A 1,694-nucleotide genomic window follows, 5' to 3' on the forward strand; every position below is an offset into this window, starting at 1 on the left:
TGCGTTAATCCCTTTATGGTTGTCAAATGAAATAATATAAATTCATTTGGTTAACCATGGAGGGATTTTTGTGTCTCTATCTAAATATAGTTTGTCTGATAAATTAAAGATCATTGAAGGATTCAGGGAATCTAACCTTACCAAAACTGCATATGCCACATCAGTTGGCATTTCGAAAAATACCTTCAAACGGTGGTTGATGCTTTATGAACGTGATGGAATAGATGGTCTAAAAGATAGAAATAGATACACTCAATATTCACTGAAATTAAAGCTTCAAGTTGTTGGAGAATATTTGGATGGTAACACGACTATGGATGAATTGGTTCTAAAGTATGGACTTCGGACTAACTCAGTAGTAGTCGATTGGGTTTTCAAGTATACTGATGGAAAATCGTTGAATAAAGTTAAACCAGCGAAGAAACGTGGACCCAACATGTCTAGAAAAACAACCTTTGAAGATCGAATTGAAGTAGTCGAATATATAGTGAAAGACCACCATTCTTATAATGATGCCGCTGAACGTTTTCTTGTTTCATATCAACAAGCACGTTCATGGGTCAAAAAAGCAAAAAAAGGTGGAAATGAAGCTTTGCAAGATGGTAGAGGCCATCGTAGGAAAAAAGAGGATTTTACCGACCTTGATGAGGCCAATCTAAAAATCAAACAGTTAGAATCACAACTTAGAAATCAAAAAATAATTGAAGAATTCTCAAAAAAATTTCAGGAACTTCAGCGCAAGGGGTGACGAAACAACGCCGACTGGCTTACCAGGCAATAAAGGAAGTCGGTCAAAACAGCCATGGTGCAATAACACTTTTACTTAATTTCATTGGTGTTAGTCGTCAAGCATACAACAAATATTGGAAACGCGAAGAAACGCCTAGAGAAATACGAGATAAACTTTTAAAAGAAAGAATAATATATTGGTACGAATTGAATACCAAAACTATTGGTGCTGGTATTATCTTTACTAACCTAAAAAGAGACGAACAAGTCACGTTTGAGGTCACCTTAAAAATGGTGAAACGATTGATGCGTGAACTGGGAATCCGCTGTCAATCACGTATCAAAAGACGAAACTTAGAAAAACAATCTGAGATATACTTACAAGATAATGTACTGAATCGAGAGTTTGATGTTAATACGCCCAACAAAGTTTGGTTATCAGACTCTACAGAACTATCTTATGGAATAAGCGGTGAACATAAGATTCGCTTGAGTGGTGTCTTAGATTTATGCGGCCGTTACTTACTATCTAGTCATTTAAGCTTAACGGAAACAGCAGAGGCAGAAAGAACTGTATTTGAAAAGGCTTTTGAGCTAACTGGTGATGTGAATCCACTGATTCATACTGACCGAGGGCCAGCATATACTTCCAAATCATTCAATAACTTTTTGAATAGACATGAGGTTATCAGAAGTATGTCCAGACCAGGAACACCTTACGATAACGCTCCAATGGAGCGTTGGTGGAGTGAATTCAAACTACGATGGATGAATAGACATCCAATGCCAAAGACTTATGAAGAACTAGTTAAATTAGTAAACGATGGAATCGATTATTTTAACAATATTAGTAGATCAGAAACAAGAAATGGCTGTACCCCAGCAGAATTCTGGAGTATAGCCATATAATAAAAAAGCTAAATTTTATATTATTTTAAATGACAACCAGATGGGTACTAACGCAT

Annotated in this window: 2 protein-coding genes; both read left to right on the forward strand. The window is 36.1% G+C overall.

Annotated elements, in window-relative coordinates:
• The first annotated feature begins 70 nt into the window (after positions 1–70).
• A complete protein-coding gene (locus EKM60_RS11045; protein ID WP_125715381.1) occupies positions 71–748 on the forward strand; it encodes a helix-turn-helix domain-containing protein in 678 nt (225 codons plus the stop codon).
• The gene (locus tag EKM60_RS11050; protein WP_263853106.1) at positions 745–1,638 is read left to right on the forward strand and encodes an IS3 family transposase; all 894 of its coding nucleotides are present in this window, start codon (positions 745–747) and stop codon (positions 1,636–1,638) included. Before EKM60_RS11045 ends, EKM60_RS11050 begins: the two co-directional genes overlap by 4 nt.
• Positions 1,639–1,694: the final 56 nt, after the last annotated feature.

This window comes from Companilactobacillus kedongensis (assembly GCF_003946625.1).
In the GTDB taxonomy this organism is placed as follows: domain Bacteria; phylum Bacillota; class Bacilli; order Lactobacillales; family Lactobacillaceae; genus Companilactobacillus; species Companilactobacillus kedongensis.